Source organism: Lysinibacillus sp. VIII_CA (assembly GCF_049943995.1).
GTDB classification, from domain to species: domain Bacteria; phylum Bacillota; class Bacilli; order Bacillales_A; family Planococcaceae; genus Lysinibacillus; species Lysinibacillus pinottii.
Window position 1 is genome coordinate 1 of the sequence record NZ_JBNFXM010000107.1, and the last position, 276, is coordinate 276.

Below are 276 nucleotides of genomic sequence, written 5' to 3' on the forward strand. Positions count from 1 at the left end.
CTCTGAATATGGTGAAGGATACCTTCGCTTGTCTTATGCATATAGTATTGAAACATTAAAAGAAGGCTGTGACCGTTTAGAAGCCTTTCTACAACAAAAAGCTAAGAGTTAAACTCTTAGCTTTTTGTTGCATAATGATCGCAAGTTTGACGCTTCAGTAATTTATGCGGAATAATAATACACTTTGCAGTAGACTCCGCATTCTCTACTTTATCAACTAAAGCTTTTGCAGCTTCATATCCTAGCTGGTATATATTCACATCAACTGTCGAGAGT

The 276-nt window shown here is 36.2% G+C and carries 1 pseudogene; it reads right to left on the reverse strand.

Features of this window, described 5'->3' with window-relative positions:
* Positions 1–116: 116 nt before the first annotated feature.
* A pseudogene (locus ACP3VS_RS24425) lies at positions 117–276 on the reverse strand (LacI family transcriptional regulator); the annotation flags it as partial.